This window comes from Sporosarcina contaminans (assembly GCF_042679045.1).
GTDB classification, from domain to species: Bacteria; Bacillota; Bacilli; order Bacillales_A; family Planococcaceae; genus Sporosarcina; species Sporosarcina contaminans.
On the sequence record NZ_JBHTLT010000010.1, the window covers coordinates 39,537 to 56,576 of the forward strand.

Genomic DNA, 17,040 nt, shown 5'->3' on the forward strand with positions numbered 1-17,040 from the left:
TCATAGACAAAAATGCAAATGGGACAAAATGATCCAGCCAAAAAAATTGCGGCGGAGACCGCATTTCCGCCGCAATCGTAAAAAAGGAGTGAAAGGAATGTTGGAACGCAATAAAGAGATGATTAGGATGGAACTTCAAATCGGCCAGTTAATTCGTATCGTCGCCACGATGAACGAGCGAATAAAAGAATTGGAAGACCTTGAAAAAAGCAGGAAAGTTGTATCCCTACATAGATTAAGAAGCCCTGAAAAACAGTTCTCCTCAACGTTCAAATGATAGCAAATCATCCAATTCATCATCTGACAGCTCAGTTAGCCATTGGCTCGAATGAATCAACTCAGCGGAAAGCGCGGATTTTTCTTCAAGCATTTTATCGATCTTCTCCTCAATCGTGCCGACCGTTACAAACTTATGCACATGGACAAATTTTGTCTGGCCGATACGATATGCTCGGTCTGTTGCCTGATTTTCGACAGCGGGATTCCACCAACGATCCGCATGCAATACATGATTTGCACCGGTTAAGTTCAATCCCGTTCCTCCAGCTTTCAACGATAGGATGAACACCGGAAACTCGCCTGTTTGGAATGCTTCCACAAGATAATCTCTCTGTCCTTTCGGCATACTGCCAGACAGAAATGGACCATCGATTCCGTGCAATTCCGATAAGCATTGCCGGATCAATTGTCCCATACCGATATACTGAGTAAAAATCAAACATTTTTCGCCATTCGCAGCAATTTCGGCGGCCATCGACACGATTCTTTCCAATTTGATGGAACGGGTAAGCATTTCGCTTGCAGGTGCATTAGGTTCCTTCAAAAACAAAGCAGGATGATTGCACAATTGCTTCAGCCGGCTCAACATTTTTAAGATCAAGCCTTTACGCTCAAATGGAGTTAAATCATTCATTTTGAATTTCGTGTCTTCAATATAGCTTTCATAAAGTGCAGCCTGTTCAGTCGTTAACGGACAGTACTCATTTTGCTCTAACTTTTTCGGCAAATTCAATTGAAGTTCCGGATCATCTTTCGTTCGCCGCAAAAGAAACGGTTTGATTTTCGAACGAAGCTTCCGTTTATGCAGTTCGGAATCATCCCGCTCAATTGGAATAATGTAATCTTCCGTAAACGCGCGGAAACTGCCGAAATACCCTTTATGAATAAAATCAAAGATCGCCCACAACTCGGAAAGCCTATTTTCAATAGGAGTTCCAGTCAAAGCAATTTGATGTTCTCCGCGCAGCTTGCGAATTGCACGTGACTGCTTCGTCTGCATGTTCTTTATGTTTTGTGCTTCGTCGAGCGTGATGCTGTTAAAATACGTTTCCTTTAGCATATCGCCGTCTTGCGTCGCTGTTCCATAGGTCGTCAAAATGACAGCGGGACGCTGTTGTTCAATCATAGCTTTGAAGTCATCATCCTTTGCGCGGGAAGGTCCATAATGCGTATGAACTGATAATGACGGTGCAAAACGGTTAATTTCTTTTTGCCAGTTCCCTAAAACACTCGTAGGGCAAATGATCAAAGAAGGTCGGTCGATTTCCTCAGAAGAATGAATATGCAATAAATAGGAGATGAGTTGGATAGTTTTCCCCAATCCCATATCATCCGCCAAGCATGCGCCAAATCCATTTTCTCGCATGAAAACGAGCCAATCATACCCTTCAACTTGATAAGGCCGAAGTTCAGCATTTAATTGCTTAGGGATACCTGCCGACGGAAGCCCCTTTTTATTGGAAATCAAATCGACATATTCGCGCAATGACTGCTGCATCGTAAATGAAAGCAATGGATCCGTATCCACATCAGACTCATCCTCGATCGGAACAATCTCTTCAGGGATTTCCTGGAACAGCAAATCCATTACCGTCCATTCGCCTGAATCGGCTTGTTCCATCAGTTCTCGAATTCGTTTCAGCCATTCGGGGTCAATATGAAACCAGTCATCACCCGATCGTATATATTCTCGATTTTCATCGACCATGCGCTGAAAAGTGTCTCGATCGATTTCCTGTCCTGACAACGAGAAACTCCAATCAAATGAAAGTACTTCATTCAAACCAGCTGCAGATCGATACGATTGTACACTTGCACTCGTTTTCACTCGCATTTTCGTTTCAGTGACCGACTTCAGCCATGCAGGTAAAATGACGGGGAAGCCGAACGACTGAAAAATAGGAAGGTCTTCTTGAATGAACATCCGAACTTCAGGATCTGACATCCTTACAGAGAGAAAACGGTTTTCATCCGTTACCGAAACAGATTGCAAAAAGGATGCCATTTCAGATTGTCTGCTTTGGATGTCTTCCGAGAATTCTTTCCATTTTGCAGGCAGCGCATCTGCGATAGGCGCATTTTGCTTTCGGACTGCAGGCGTCCAATGAGCGCCACGTCCACTGACGACAACCGTCTCTAAAAGCCAGTCGCTATCCTCCATTGGCTCGGTTAAGCGGAAGGCAACTTGGACGGGAAGCGCAGAAGACTCGCCTTCATTTGGCCAGCCGTATTTGCGTAAATGCGGCAACAACATAGGCAATTGATCCATTCGCATATTCGAAGCGATAAGTTTATCTCTTACAGCATCGTGTAAAATTGTTGCCGATAAATCGGAAATTCCAATTTTATCAACGTCAAAAACAATCATTCCGTCCTGCAGTTCAGCGTATTGCCAAAAATTAGGTTCTTTCCAAATGCGGCCGGCCTCCTGTAAAGCTGCTATATGCGCTTTGTCATCGGCCGATTGTCCGTCGTAGGAAACAAAAGGATGCTGTTTTCCCGTTATGACTTGCAACAAATCATATGAGGATAAATAAACAAATTGCTCATCTTTTTCCGTTAGGAGCCCGTATAAAGATTGTTCATCATTGTAAAAAAGAAACGAAGACAATTTTTCGGGAGATACGGCTTTCATAGAAGGCTCAGTTGCGGATACTTTATATCGTCCGTCATCGATGCGCTCCATCGAGAGATAGAAAAGAAGGTGAATTGTATTTGTTTTATTCATAAATGCAAATTGCTCCTTTCCATTTCTTCCGATAGCGCGCGCAGACGGCGATGTTCATTTCGAATCGTATCGACATAGCAGTTCCAAAAATCTATTTTTCCGCTTCTTTTCGAACAGCTTTTCATCGTTTTGAAAATCTTAACGGCTCTTCGATAGCCATGGCGATTCTTTTCCGCAATATAGCCCATTGCAAAATTATGCAACAACGGCAGCACAGCAGCAGGGGCTTCTAAAGCTGCCATCTTGAGCGCATCCATTTCCATCGAATCATAGGAAACGTTGTAGCGATGCATTAGCGCTGCCCAATCTGCATAACGGCCATGTTCAACTAAGAAATCCGCATACGTATCGAGACCATCTTTACCGAACATCATGAACAGAGATTCCCGCTGTTCTTCCGGAAAATCAGAATCCTCAAGCAAGCCATCAAAATGCCGGATGAAGTAGGAGCGATCATGCTTGGAAAGCTGCTCATAATATTCTTCAATGTGTGGGAGAATACGCGACAGCAAAATGGAAAGTGCTTTGTATTCCTCTAATTCTGCAGCTTTTTCAGAGAGCTTCATCCAATGCCCAATTCTTTTGTCGTCCATTTGTTCAACCATATCGGACAATGCTTCAACATCTCCGGACAATAAATGGAACAGAGCGGCAAAAAACTTGGCATCCGGTTCATTTTCCGACATCAATCCAGAAAGTTCTTTCTCACGTGTGGCCTTTTCTTTAAATAAGGATGTCCAAAAGATTTCGTAAAGATAGAATCGATCTTCAAAAAGTCCTTCATGCTGAAGGACGAAACGTCGCACACTTGTTTTTAATTGCGTATAAAACACATCTGTCTCAAACAACCTATGTTTTGAGCCTAATAGATTCGCCTGATCTTGAATTTTCGCCAGCTGCTCATTGACCCACATGCGAATTTGCCAATGACGATAGGAAAAGTTGCCTGCAGATGCTTCGATGTAATGGTGAGCATACTGCCACCCAGCATCCAATAGATGGAGACGGTAAAACAAATCGAACAAAGGCTTCCATTCCCATTCAAACGGCGAGAGGGATGCTGCTTTCTCATCCAATAATGAAGCTTCATGGACAAAAATATGAGGATTTTCATTGACATCGATATTCGATAAAGGAGCGGTTAGCTTGGCGAGTGAACGGTTCCAAGCTTCCGGTGTCCGCTCTGGCATAGTAAGACTCATTTGCCCTGAATCGATTTGCTGCCATTGATGGTTCCAATCGATTAATGAGTGGAATTGAGAATATAAATGTAGAACGACCGCCATTTTATGAATGCACCAGTTCGGCTCATTGCATGTACACGCAGTTTTCATCGTATGAAACGACAGTTCAACTGTTTCTGGCTGCATGCCGGAAATTTGGGCCTCCAATCGATTTTCGGATGAAGAAAGAGCATATTCCGTAACGGCTCCTAACCTGACAATCGAAAGGGCTTTTCTAATTTCCATCGCTTCCTTAGGAACATCCGACCGAAATGAGTTCTGTATATCATCTATAAAGTCACTGATCTGTTCTTCATACAAATAAGAAATGCGTTCTACTCTCATGTCGCGAATCACTCCCTAACAGTACATATAGCCCGGTGCTGTTCGGACTTTTATCTTAAATAGTACATCTGTACAAAACCTTTAGCAGCTGAAGAAGCCCACAATGCATGAAAGCGGGCAAACAGATATTCAAGATCTACATTCCTTCTATTATATACGTTTCAGGCGGTGACCGTAAATGAATTCAATCCACACCATTGCCTTCCGTCTGTTATTGAAACAAATCAAATAGCGATTTAAAAGCATTCAGTAATTTTGTTCGATCTTTTTCATTCATATTTGCTGTAATTGCAACCAGTTCCTTAGCTCAGCGTTTTCTTCGAACAGCTTACGGTGGCGGTCAATCAAGTTTTCCATATTCCTTTCCAGCAGCGCACTCGTCCGGTCTTGTTGAGAACCGTTCACAGACCTCACAGAATTTAGTGGTTTTCCTAATACCATATAGCAAGGAAGTAATCATTCGGAATATCGCTTCATAACAGGCAATAAATCATTTGGAAACCTTCTTTCATTCCGTTCGTAAACTGAAAGGACAGCAGGTTTTATATTCAATTCATGAGCCACCGCTCTTTGTATTACATGTAAATACTCTTCGTGATATTCCTTAAATTGTTCAAAATGCATATGGACATCCCCTTTTTACCCCCAAGTGTATAAAAGAAAGAGTCCGTTTGGACAAAGTCAACAAAACGTTGATTCATACTAACGTAATGTTGGTTTTTGGAAAGAAAGTTTATAATCTGTTAAAATAGTTACTGAATTCTTAATTTAAAAATGATTCAAAGGTTATGGGAGGTGAAAGAACGTGGACCAAATTATTTTACACATACCGAACGTTACAATCCTCTTTCGTTTGAGCAAGCATTTGGCATTTGTAAAATGGTCAAACACGTACCAACAAGAAAAGCTAACAGAACGAATTCAAGAAGAAAAGTTGCATTATCTGTCATCGCCTTTCATCATGGGGGTGACAAAACATTATTTTATAGCAGTCAATCTCATGACGGATCGAGTGGCATTCAAAAAGAGAAAAGAAGCGCCGGCGAATGCAAACATTGAAATATTCCGCTTCCTATCACAAATGAAAATCGATTATTATGTCGATTCTTTCACTTTATTCATGGATTATAAAAGACCTCAAAAATTTGGCGTTCTTCGGTGACACATGAAAAACCTTTCCGATGAATAAAATGATAAACAAATCATTCACAAATCTAACCAAACTATGATAGAATGATAATAATCGGAATATTCAATATCGGAGGGATGAAGATGCTAACGGTACAGCGTATGACACCATTTTTCACCAGCCAAGAAGACTTTCGTTTACGTCTCGTATTTGCCTATCAATACTTTTCCATCGTCAAAGGCGGTGAAGTGTATCAATTCGTTCCATCTGAAGGCAAAGAAATTGTAGTCAATATGAAAAGCCTTCAAGTTGAAAACTTAGGGGAAGTCTTTGTTTTTCAAAGGGGCAGCCGGTTTATAAGATTACCGCTCTACCAATTGCTTCTCATTTCAGATCTTCATATCCACTTATCGACGATTCTTGAAGGTAAGTTGAACATCCAAGTGGAAATACCTGAAGTCGTCAAACGTGAAGCAGAAGTGCTCATCGATCAAATTGAAGAGGACAATAAAAACCGCATGATCGATTACGCACTCGAAACAAACAACAAGCAATTATTCAACCTATTGACGGAAGGAATGCAATCACATTGAAAAACAAGCCATAAGTAACACTTATCGTGTAGCAAACGGTAAGTGTTTTTTTATGCCCTGATTCGATTAGCGGGCGATAAGGTGCAATAAAACTACAAAAACGGTTGATCCCGTCAAGCCAAATAAGAAATCAAATAGAGTGAATTTGTATGTTTCATCTTTCTTCATCCGACCTACTCTCCTTTGTCGATTTCCCGGGAAATAATGCAAAATAGGAAATGGTATACTACTATAAGACTATCCAACGGAACATTATTTTATACTCAGCGAAATCTACGACATTGAAAAACTATAAAGATTTGGTAAAGTATTGATTACAGGGATTTTCAGAAAGGGATTGACGCCATGTTTTTTGACTACAAATTTTGGCACTTCTTGACAAGACCCCATGACTTAGGGGTTAATTTGCAATCGTCTTCTATGCGAAAGTTAAATAGCCGGATAGGGATTGTCTTTCTTTTAGGTGCAGTATTATTCGTCATACGCAATATTTGGGGAATGAACACCGAAGGGATAACGTCCGTCCTGGCGACAATGACTGACACGAACTACACAATCGCAAGATATGCCTCACTTGCCGGCTCCGTCATTTGGTCGGTCTTGTACATGGCATTCCACATTTTTGGTATCGCACTTGTCATCAGCCAAATAACAAAGATCCCTTATCAGCACGTGGTGCCGTTGCAAATAGGCATTACAGGCATTCTGTTAATGGAGAAAGCATTACTGTTCCTTGTTTTCTATTTAAAAGGTGCGACAGTACCCCTTTCATTTTTATCGTTCGGCCCGCTCGCTGTTACGATTATGGAAAACTGGTACATAATTCTATTTTTAAATCAGCTTACAGTGACAACTGCATTAATTATCACTTTGCAATATCGTTTCATCCGAGCATTTAAGAAGGAAGGAAAGTGGAGAGAGCAGCTTTGGATGTTGATTGGGTTACATGTTGCGATGGCGCTCATCACTGCATCCATTGCATTCATTCCATTCGATCGTTTGCTGAATTCACTTTTCGGAGGTGGATTTTAAATGAAAAAACGAATGAATATTGCAATTGCTGCAGTCGTCAGCCTCTTTATTGCAGTCAACATCCATTTGCTTTTTTCCGAAAAAAGCAAGGTACCAAAAACGATTCATGTTTCACAATACGAACGAATGTCAACCGATCAATACGAAGAAACTGTAAAAAAAGAAGGCTTGCTGTCACCAGAAGAGATGTACACCATTTACGTTGGTGATGGAGAGTCCATCGATCAATGGCTCGTCAAAGAAGGGGATCGCATACAAGTCGGTGAAGAAATTGCGCGATTGCAAACCGAACGAGCAGATAGCCAAATGGCTGCATGGGAAGCGGAAGAAGAAGGTCTACTCGACCAGCTGTCAGCAATAGACGAAACCATTTCAGATTTGGAATATGAGCGTGACAATGCACAATCCGGAGCAAATCACCAATCTACGGAAACAGCAGGGGAGACGGAAATTGAATTAAATATTCAAGTTGATCTCCACCAAGACGGCTCTTATTCTCAAGCGATCGCTGCTGCAGAAAGGGAGCGTTCAGAAATCGAACGACAACTAAAAATTATTGAAGCGCAGCTATCCCAAAATCCATCAAGGCCAGCGCTCATAAGCCCAATCAATGGCACGGTTGCTGAAATCCATAAAAACGGCACCATCCTATCGGCTGATATTTATAGCGAAGAGAAACTTATTAAGACATATGTACAACTCGAACAATGGCAAGACATCGAAATAGATGACACCGTTCGCTTGCAGCAGAACAGCTTAAAAACAGTCATTGAAGGAACGGTCGCTTTCATTTCAGAAGTTCCTGCCAGCGAAGATAAGTGGCGTCATGCATATGAGCAATTGGATCCGCAAAGGAACACCCACTCCTTAGATTTGTATGAAATCCATATTCGTCCGATCGAGCCATTGCAAGAACTGCCGTACGGTGCAAAAATGAACGCAGAAATTGTCGTCAACGAAGCCGATGCAATCTCAGTGAACAAGCAGTGGTTACTTCCGTTTGATCGACAAACTAAAACGGTATGGACATTAAACAATGAAGGAAAGGCCGTTAACACGCAAGTTTCCGTACCTTTTTACTCACATGACCGCGCTGTTATAACGGATGGCATAGAGGCAGGTGACATCGCCATTAAATATCCAGCCGACACAGCTTCGAACGTCATCACGTCTTTGCCATTCGAATTTCCTAATAAATCCGAGTGGCGAGCATTCGGCTGGAAAAACTACTTTAAATACGCATTTCTGAAATAAACCCAAAAGCGCCACGGTCTCAGACCATGGCGCTTTTCTATCCCACACACCGACCTCATAAAAGTCCATCATCGCGCATAAACTCCCAGAGGAACGCAAAAACTTCCCGCCCGCTCATAAACTCCCCGTCGAACGCATAAAAGCTTCCCACGACGCAAAAGCTCCCCGAATGCCGCAAAAACTTCTCATGCCGCGCATAAACTCCCAGAGGAACGCAAAAACTTCCCGCCCCGCGCATAAACTCCCAGAGGAACGCATAAAAGCTTCCCACGACGCAAAAGCTCCCCGAATGCCGCAAAAACTTCTCATGCCGCGCATAAACCCCAAGAAGAACGCAAAAACTTCCCGCCGCGCATAAACTCCCAGAGGAACGCAAAAACTTCCCGCCCCGCTCATAAACTCCCCGCCGAACGCATAAAAGCTTCCCACGACGCAAAAGCTCCCCGAATGCCGCAAAAACTTCTCATGCCGCGCATAAACCCCAAGAGGAACGCAAAAACTTCCCGCCGCGCATAAACTCCCAGAGGAACGCAAAAACTTCCCGCCCCGCTCATAAACTCCCCGCCGAACGCATAAAAGCTTCCCAACACGCATAAATCCCCTCACAAACGCATAAACATCTTCAGCAGACGCATAACTTTTCCATCGCTCAGGCCTTTATTTGTCAAAAGCATTGATCGCGACATGAAAGCTTCAAAGAATTAAAAGCAACCCGCGAACAAGCAAAAAAAGTGTGACTTCTTATTCTATTGGCAAGACTGCGTTGATATAATAGACCAATAGAGAAAAGTAAAAGAAACGAGGCGAGTGGAATGAGAAAAAACAGTGCTATCATTTTCTTCCTATTGGTCACTATTTTTTGCATCGGAAGTACAAAAGCGAGTGCAGAAGTAAAGAATAGTCAGCGTTATGTAGGTCTGCATGATAGAGTGCTGCCAATTGAGGATATTCGCGTAATTGATGGAGATACGAAAGTTCCACTCGCAGAAATCGCCAAATTTCTATATTTGCCTGTCACTGTGGAAAATGGAGCAACAGTCATTAATAAACGCGGCAAACAATTTGTGTTTGATCCAAAAACAGGGGAGACGATACAGGATGGGAAAGTGTTGTCCTGGGCTCCGTTTATTGAAGAAGATGGGACAATATTCATTAGCGTTAAGTATATTTCACGCGAAATCGGCTTTAAAATAGATTACTTGAAAAAGCAACAAACAATTAGGATTTACCGAGATGATTATGAGCATATGAGTCGTGAACTGTTTGAAAAAATGGTGATCGATTTAATTGAGGAAAAACTGACAAATCAAGAGACATCCGAAAAGTTAGAGGAGCTTGAGCTGAATCATGAAAAGGCGATTGTCTATTTAACATTCGATGATGGGCCGAATCAATTTACGACAATCAATAATGAAACTTTGAAAAATTATGGAGTACATGCAACTTTCTTTTTCCTTGGAAAGCAAATGCAAGCTAACGAAAAAATTGTTAAGACAGTCGCTAAAGACGGTCATTATATCGGCACCCATAGTATGACGCATGATAAAAACTTAGTTTATAAATCTACCGAGGCATTTATACAAGAGATGAATGAAGGTAGGGATTTGATTAAGCAAATGACCGGCAACGATGCAAAACTGTTGCGCGTTCCATATGGCAGCGTGCCGCACGTCACTCCAGAAATGGAAAAGGAACTCATTAAGCACGGCTATAAAATGTGGGATTGGGATGTAGATTCAAACGACTGGAGGTATACGGTCGAACAAGCAAATCAAATTTTCAATAATGTGAAGCGTGACGTCACCCGTGCCTATCAATCCGGCGACCGCCATATCGTTGTTCTTATGCACGATAGAATCCAAACGACGAAAGCTTTGCCTGAAATTATTGAATGGCTCCAAGCGGAAGGGTATATGCTGCAATCTTATAATCCTGACGAACACATCTCTCAAAATTTCTTGCGTGATACGTTATTATAAAACCGCCTACACGGGCGGTTTCAGCTTGTTGACAAACGCTCGCATACTGCGTTGCTCGTCTCGCTCGTCCCCTCATGAACCTAAGTTCTATTCGGGTCTTCGCTCGACTTCGCGCCTTGTCTGACAAGCGTTTTCAAGTCAAGCTGGGCAAACACCTATCTCATGACTACAAACCTTAAAAGAACCGCCTACACGGGCGGTTTTATAGTGTAAACAATAATATTTAACAGATCCTCGTCGAAGTCTTTCTGTATGGATTGGCTTGAAGTTGTGGAACAATCGCTTGCAACTATATCCATTTAGGCTATCCGCTCGACCTCACGCCTCTTCCGCTCCACCTCCTCCTTGCAACGCTCAAACCCACACACCCGCTCGACCCCACCAACCAACTACCTACCCCTCCTACTACTCCGTCAAAAACCACCCCTGCACCACCTTAAAATCCTCAGGATCCAATAACCTACCGATAGATAGCTATATTCACCCACACCCGAAAAAATGTTATATACCGAAACGCCTAACATTAAATTCCTTCTTCCCTCCCTTTGAACGATTTTTCCAAAAAGTCTATAAAATAGGCGTCTGTCACTATTTTCAAACTATTCTTTATGTGCTATCTTTTGAGATGCATGTTCTACTAAAATGATAAAAGGGGGAAAGGGAATTTGAAGAATCATAACTTCGCAAAGCTGTTCAGCTCGTTCTTAGCATTTGTTATGGTGTTTTCGTTGCTTATGCCTTATTCTGCACATGCGAATTCGATCGATGAAATCGATGGGAAAGCGGTGGAAACGGAAACGTTAAAAACGAAGCCATTTAAACAGAACAGCCAGGATGAAAGCATCTTGCAACAAAAAGCGGCTATCGCGGAACAGCTATCTGTCTTAGGCGGGGAAGCAAGGCTACATGACGACCTTAAAAATGTTACGGGCAGCCAAGAGGTTCCAATCATCATCCACTTTTCAGAGCGTTCCGTAGGGCTTGAAACGGGAATTAAAAAGTTGGCTGGGAAAACAATTTCAAGCACAGAAGCGAATCAAGTGAAGCAAAAAGTCCGTAACCAACAAATTTCAGCTAAAAAGGAAATGGCCATCAAAGGCATCAAATTTCAAGAAGGCTTTAGCTATGATACAGTGCTAAACGGCATTTCTGGTTCTGTCAAAGCGGACGACCTTCCTAAGCTATTAGAAGTGACAGGAGTCGTTTTGGTCGAGCCTGACACAATCGTTTACGCTCAAGCTTTAGACAAAGGATCTATCCCCAAGAAGCCTATTCCTTCTGACTCCAATCTTTCCGACAAACTGAAAGATGCTACGGTTGGCCCTGCAATGGACACAAGCATTTCATTCTTAGGAATTGAAAAGCTTTGGGCGGAAGGCTATGAAGGGCAAGGCATTAAAGTCGCGGTATTGGATACAGGAATCGATGCCGATCACCCTGACTTTAAAGGCATCTACAAAGGTGGGAAAAACTTCGTACCGCACACGGGAAATGATTATACAAGACCACGTGCTGACGACGATGCATCTGAAACATCTCCGGTAGAACGACCATCCCATCGCCCTGAATTCAACGACCGAGGAAATTCATTCTACACATCCCACGGCACTCACGTTGCCGGAACAATAGCAGCAATCGGTAACAACGAATATGGCATTAAAGGAATCGCACCTAAAGTGGACCTTTACGCTTACCGCGTCCTTGGAGCATACGGCAGCGGCGCGACTTCAGGCATTATTAAAGCGATCGACACAGCTGTCATTGAAGGCATGGACGTCATAAACCTTTCATTAGGCGGTGGCTCCAATAGCGAGACAGACGGTGCTTCTTTTGCAATTAACAACGCCATGTTAGCCGGCACAATTTCAGTTATCGCAACAGGAAACTCTGGTCCGAATCGTGGAACAATGGGCACACCATCTACTTCACGCCTCGGCATTGCAGTCGCGAACACGACAAACCCTGAAGCGCATTATGACGGGCATGTCAACATCACAGTGGGCGACTATAACTTATCAAAACAACTCAACATTATGGGAACGACATACGGACAAGACCTTTCTAAGCAACTTGACGGCGAATATGACATCGTCGCAGTGCCTAATATTGGTGCGGAAGCCGACTACGCAGGTATCGATGTCAACGGTAAAGTTGCTTTAGTTGCACGCGGCGACATTGCATTTGTTGATAAAATCGCAGCTGCGAAAAACAACGGTGCAGTCGCAATGATTGTTCACAACTTCGCGGGCGGAACGAATGCACCTGGACCATCCGGCACATTCCTTGGAGACGATTTTGAATTCATTCCGACTTTCGATATGTCTCAAACGGACGGCGAAGCAATTCGTGCAGCACTCAAAAATGCGGAAGGCAAAATTTCATTCAGCCAGTTCAATCAAACAATAACGGCCGGGGACGAAGTGAACAACTCGAGCTCACGTGGGCCATCCACACCAAACTTTGACATTAAACCGGACGTCAGCGCACCAGGTACAAATATTATGTCTACCATTCCGATGTACAAAGCAGATTTCCCAGAAGCAACATACGACCAAGCATACACGCGTAAAACGGGTACTTCCATGGCAACTCCGCACGTTGCTGGAATTGCAGCATTAGTGAAGCAAGCGAACCCGAATTGGGATGCCTTCGATGTAAAAGTTGCGCTATCCAACACGGCAAAAATATTAGACACGAAGAAGTACGATGTTTTCGACCAAGGCGCGGGCCGCGTACAAGCTTATGCAGCCGCACATCCTGAAATCCTTGCCTATGCAATTGATACGGCAAACAACGATGGGGAAACAGTTGAAAACTTGAAAGGGACTGTCACATTCGGTCCGCAACCTTTAAATAACGACGTCAATGTAACGAAACAAATCTTAGTGAAAAATCATAACGGCAACGGCGGCACGTACAATGCAACCGTCGAAGTGATCAAAGGATTCGGAGATGCAACGGTCACGATCGACAAGCCATCCTTCACACTATCGAGCGAGCAGCTTCTAAATGTCACATTGAAAGCATCCAAAAATCCAAATGCTGAACATGGTGCAGAAATACTTGGTTACATCCACATTACAGGCGGCGATACGCCAGTCTCCTTGCCGTTTGCAGCGGACTTTGGCGGAGAAGCGGCTACACAGCTGAAAGATATGGAAATTACGGAAACAGACCTATCCTTCAACGGTGACGGAGTAAAAGACGAAGCGATGCTTTACTTCACAATTACAGGCGATGTCGGTCTGAACCTCATTGAAATTTGGGATATTATGGATCCTGAAGGTGGCGTTTACGGTGATGGCTACATCGGCTACCTGCATGCAGGCACTTCATTGGGCGCAGGCTCATACCAGCTCCGTATCGGCGGCACATACAAGCCGTGGAGCGATGATCCGCAAACGAAAATACCAGACGGTCTTTACACGATCGACTACACTGCACAAACAGTTTCTGGAAATCCGCCAGTGATCGGCGACTATGTAGGTCCGATTGTAGTAAAATCTGAAGCAGGTACGATTGAAGGGGCATTGGAAGGCAAAACCGTTACTGGTAAAATTGACGATGCTTACATTGGATACCAAAAAGAATTGGTTGATTATGGCCTTGGCTATGACATTAACACGAAATTGAAAGCATCTTACGAAGTGGTTGCAGAAGAGAAAGTTATAGCGTCTGGCCAAGTGAAATTGGAACAAGACGGCACATTCTCATTCGAGCTCCCTGAACTTGACAAAGCAAAGCACTCAATCATCGTGAAGTACGAAGACGCTGCTGGCAATAAAGCAGAAGAAATCGTCTATAAAGCAGGCGATCAAGTTGACGGAGCCGTCGAGTACAAGCTGAGCGATGAAAGTGTCACCCTGAAACCGAATGAAAACACGAAAATAACAGTAACTGAAACGACAACAAAGCCTGATGGTACAACAGAAGAAAAAGACGTTACTGAAGCAGCAACATTCACGTCCTCTGATGAAAAAGTTGCTACAGCTGAAAAAGGATTGATTACAGCAGTCGCTGCCGGAACAGCCGAAATCACGGTTCAATACGAAGAATTCACAGCAACGATCGCAGTGGAAGTGACTGAGGATCCGCAAGGCGAAGACAAAGTGACGTATTCCGTAAGCAAAACGAACGTCACATTAGGCGTAGGCCAGCAAGAACAGCTTTTCGTTACAGAAACAACGACAAAAGCGGACGGTACAGTCATCGAAAAAGATGTAACTGGCCAATTGTCGTACAACGTCGTCAATAATAAGTTTGCGACAATCCATAAAGGGCTCATCACGGCAAAAGCGCCTGGCAAAACGCAAGCGCGCATTATGATTCCGAATGAAGAAACAATTTATGTATACCTTGAAGTGACGGCAGTACCGCAAGACATCGTTACGTATTCTGTCAATAAAAAGAACATGACATTAGGCGTAGGCCAGCAAGAACAGCTTTACGTCACAGAAACAACAGTTAAGCCAGATGGTACGGTCATTGAAAAAGATGTCACTGGCAATCTACGCTACAACGTTGTCAACAATACGTATGCGACCGTCCAAAAAGGGCTTGTAACTGCGAGGGCGGCAGGAAAAACGCAAGTGCGTATTCAAATTCCTGATGAGGAAGCGATCTACGTCTATCTCGAAGTGACGGAATTGCCGCAAGATATTGTCACCTATACGACGAATAAAACCAATCTATCCATCGGCGTCGGTCAACAAGAACAGCTTTACGTTACAGAAACGACTGTAAAGCCGGACGGCACAGTAATTGAAAAAGACGTAACAGGCTTCGGCAAATACAATGTCATAGACAATACAGTCGCAACTGTGAAAAAAGGCCTTGTCACCGGGTTGAAAGCGGGCAATTCACAAGTTCGTATCATCATAAACGACAAAGAAACGCTGTACGTTTACGTTGAAGTGAAGCAACAACCACAAGACGTCATCTCGTACGAATTGAACCAAACAGACATGAAGCTTGAAGTAGGTCAGCAAGAGCAGTTGAAAGTAACAAAAACTACTGTAAAACCAGACGGAAGCACGACACAAAAAGATGCGACAGTAGACGCAAGATTTAACGTCGTCAACAAAGACATTGCATCCGTTCAAAGAGGGCTCGTTACGGCAAAACAAGCAGGGAAGACGCAAGTGCGCGTAGTAATGCCAGATGGCGATGTCACACTCGTCTATCTTGAGGTGACTGGCCAGTCTACACCGCCTGCTGCACCAGACGTAATTACGTACGCTGTCAATAAAACCGAAACTGCCCTCAACGTAGGTGACACCGACCAATTGACAGTAACCGAAACAACAACGAAAGCAGATGGCAATCAAACCGAAAAAGATGTTACAGCAACATCGGTATTCACGACGGCAGATCCATCCATCGCCACCGTCGAAAACGGAGTAGTAACAGCAGTCGGCGCTGGGGAAACAGCAATCACGATTACAAACGGCGGCTTTACAGCAACAGTCCAAGTGACAGTGACAGAAACGGCTCAAAACACAATCACTTACGCTGTCAATCAAACCGAATTCTTCTTAACAATTGGGGAAACAGGCATGCTCGAAGTGAGTGAAGTGACGAATTATGCAGACGGAACAAACACAATGCTTGATATTACTGCTGATGCTTCTTATTCGATTGCAGATGATCGTATTGCGATCGTCGATAGAGGAACAATAATCGCTTTAAACGAAGGCCGCACAGAAATCACTGTGAAATACGGCGATTTCATAGAAGTGATCACGGTCAACGTTGCGGCAAATACTGAGCAACCAGCGAAGCATATCATTACAGAGGACAGCATCCCTTCAAAAGGTGATATCTTCATTAACCTTTCTTCATCTGAAGAAGAAATCGATGTTGAAATGAGCCAAGCAGTATTACAAGCAATCGTTGACAACAAAAATGAGCTCTTCATTCAAAAAGGCAGTGCAACATTTACTTTCGATAGAAGCGCTTTGCAGGAGTTACAGAAAACATCTTTCGGAGATGTCACAATTACGTTCGGCAGCACATACGCAACCGACAGTAACGCGGTCTCCGACGTATACACAATTGCAATTTACGATGGAACAGGTGACAGCAAGCAGTTAAACAACGGCTTCAACAAGAAAATTGAAGCAACGGTTCCTGTCGATGAGTCGAAAATCACAAAAAAAGCAAAAGTTCACGTAATGAACTACTACACAAACGAACGCGTTGAAAACAACGCAAAAGTGTATAATGGCACTGTCAACTTCAGAGCAAAAGAAGCAGGTGCGTTTTACGCGATTGCAGACTAATGAACAACGGGGCTGTCCAGAAAGTCAGTGAAAACTGATTTTCTGTGATAGTCCCTTTCTGGTTGGAGAATAAATGGGGAACCCCTGACAACCGTTGCTTTCCGTTCCAGGCGCACGCTTTCCGGGGGGCGGGCGGTGAGCCTCCTCGTTCGCTTCGCTCCCTGCGGGGTCTCACCTGTCCCGCTAATCCCCCAGGA

At 43.5% G+C, this 17,040-nt stretch carries 10 protein-coding genes; 7 read left to right on the forward strand and 3 right to left on the reverse strand.

Translation table 11 applies throughout. The features are described from left to right. Positions 1–97: 97 nt before the first annotated feature. On the forward strand, positions 98–277 hold the full coding sequence (locus ACFQ38_RS01595) for a hypothetical protein (protein WP_336822786.1): 180 nt from the start codon (positions 98–100) through the stop codon (positions 275–277). On the opposite strand, the gene ACFQ38_RS01600 is transcribed toward ACFQ38_RS01595, so the two are convergent. The 3 genes from ACFQ38_RS01600 to ACFQ38_RS01610 form a co-directional block, all read right to left on the reverse strand. Next, a complete protein-coding gene (locus tag ACFQ38_RS01600) occupies positions 263–3,007 on the reverse strand; it encodes a DEAD/DEAH box helicase (RefSeq protein WP_381479617.1) in 2,745 nt (914 codons plus the stop codon). The genes ACFQ38_RS01595 and ACFQ38_RS01600 overlap by 15 nt on opposite strands. Further along, the gene (locus tag ACFQ38_RS01605; protein WP_381479618.1) at positions 3,004–4,575 is read right to left on the reverse strand and encodes a hypothetical protein; all 1,572 of its coding nucleotides are present in this window, start codon (positions 4,573–4,575) and stop codon (positions 3,004–3,006) included. Before ACFQ38_RS01605 ends, ACFQ38_RS01600 begins: the two co-directional genes overlap by 4 nt. A 456-nt stretch (positions 4,576–5,031) precedes the next feature. Then, complete coding sequence (locus ACFQ38_RS01610) at positions 5,032–5,199, reverse strand: hypothetical protein (RefSeq protein ID WP_381479619.1); 168 nt, start codon at positions 5,197–5,199, stop codon at positions 5,032–5,034. 181 nt (positions 5,200–5,380) lie between these two features. On the opposite strand from ACFQ38_RS01610, the gene ACFQ38_RS01615 reads away from it, so the two are divergent. The 6 genes from ACFQ38_RS01615 to ACFQ38_RS01640 all read left to right on the forward strand — a co-directional run bounded on the left by ACFQ38_RS01615 (position 5,381) and on the right by ACFQ38_RS01640 (position 16,843). Continuing rightward, positions 5,381–5,737 (forward strand): hypothetical protein, encoded by a 357-nt coding sequence (locus tag ACFQ38_RS01615; protein WP_381479620.1) that lies wholly within the window; start codon positions 5,381–5,383, stop codon positions 5,735–5,737. A gap of 110 nt (positions 5,738–5,847) precedes the next feature. Further along, entirely contained in the window at positions 5,848–6,297 is a 450-nt protein-coding gene (locus ACFQ38_RS01620) for a transcriptional regulator (RefSeq protein ID WP_336822781.1), read from the forward strand. Between the two features lie 345 nt (positions 6,298–6,642). After that, positions 6,643–7,329, forward strand: a complete 687-nt coding sequence (locus ACFQ38_RS01625; RefSeq protein ID WP_336822780.1) for a hypothetical protein — start codon at positions 6,643–6,645, stop codon at positions 7,327–7,329. Then, positions 7,330–8,583: an efflux RND transporter periplasmic adaptor subunit gene (locus tag ACFQ38_RS01630; RefSeq protein WP_336822779.1), complete on the forward strand. Its 1,254-nt coding sequence runs from the start codon at positions 7,330–7,332 to the stop codon at positions 8,581–8,583. An 812-nt stretch (positions 8,584–9,395) separates the two neighbouring features. Then, complete coding sequence (locus ACFQ38_RS01635; protein WP_381479621.1) at positions 9,396–10,562, forward strand: polysaccharide deacetylase family protein; 1,167 nt, start codon at positions 9,396–9,398, stop codon at positions 10,560–10,562. 665 nt (positions 10,563–11,227) lie between these two features. Further along, a complete protein-coding gene (locus ACFQ38_RS01640) occupies positions 11,228–16,843 on the forward strand; it encodes a S8 family serine peptidase (protein ID WP_381479622.1) in 5,616 nt (1,871 codons plus the stop codon). Positions 16,844–17,040: the final 197 nt, after the last annotated feature.

Excerpts from the sequence above, each read along its gene's own strand:
- ACFQ38_RS01595 (WP_336822786.1), top strand. The coding sequence starts at position 98 with ATGTTGGAACGCAATAAAGAGATGATTAGGATGGAACTTCAAATCGGC.
- ACFQ38_RS01600 (WP_381479617.1), bottom strand. The coding sequence starts at position 3,007 with ATGAATAAAACAAATACAATTCACCTTCTTTTCTATCTCTCGATGGAG.
- ACFQ38_RS01605 (WP_381479618.1), bottom strand. The coding sequence starts at position 4,575 with ATGAGAGTAGAACGCATTTCTTATTTGTATGAAGAACAGATCAGTGAC.
- ACFQ38_RS01610 (WP_381479619.1), bottom strand. The coding sequence starts at position 5,199 with ATGCATTTTGAACAATTTAAGGAATATCACGAAGAGTATTTACATGTA.
- ACFQ38_RS01620 (WP_336822781.1), top strand. The coding sequence starts at position 5,848 with ATGCTAACGGTACAGCGTATGACACCATTTTTCACCAGCCAAGAAGAC.
- ACFQ38_RS01625 (WP_336822780.1), top strand. The coding sequence starts at position 6,643 with ATGTTTTTTGACTACAAATTTTGGCACTTCTTGACAAGACCCCATGAC.
- ACFQ38_RS01630 (WP_336822779.1), top strand. The coding sequence starts at position 7,330 with ATGAAAAAACGAATGAATATTGCAATTGCTGCAGTCGTCAGCCTCTTT.
- ACFQ38_RS01635 (WP_381479621.1), top strand. The coding sequence starts at position 9,396 with ATGAGAAAAAACAGTGCTATCATTTTCTTCCTATTGGTCACTATTTTT.